This is a genomic window from Chromohalobacter sp. HP20-39 (assembly GCF_033052815.1).
In the GTDB taxonomy this organism is placed as follows: domain Bacteria; phylum Pseudomonadota; class Gammaproteobacteria; order Pseudomonadales; family Halomonadaceae; genus Chromohalobacter.
The window spans coordinates 1-279 of the sequence record NZ_JAWHTP010000572.1; the positions used below are offsets into that span (position 1 = coordinate 1).

At 68.1% G+C, this 279-nt stretch carries 1 protein-coding gene; it reads right to left on the reverse strand.

The annotated features are described in order from the left end of the window. The coding region (locus tag RVY79_RS19240; protein ID WP_317466164.1) for a hypothetical protein at positions 1-193 on the reverse strand (193 nt) is incomplete at its 3' end. Positions 194-279: the final 86 nt, after the last annotated feature.

Below are 279 nucleotides of genomic sequence, written 5' to 3' on the forward strand. Positions count from 1 at the left end.
ACGGCCGACCGTTGGTCCGGCCGGGCACGCCGTAATAGACGTTGGTCGCGTAGGGCATCCGGCAGACGCCGCCTTCCTGGGCGCAGCCGACCAGATTCACCGTGTCGAGCTGATAGGCCTGGGCCGGCGCGGGCATCACCGTGCTGGCTCCCAGCATGATGGCTCCGAAGGCCAGAGCAATCCGAATCTGCACGTCCCCGATTCCCCATTGCGTCGCGGTCCGCGTGCCGAATAATCCGGTCGGCGGCTTCCGGCCAGCGGCCGCACTCGCTATGGCGT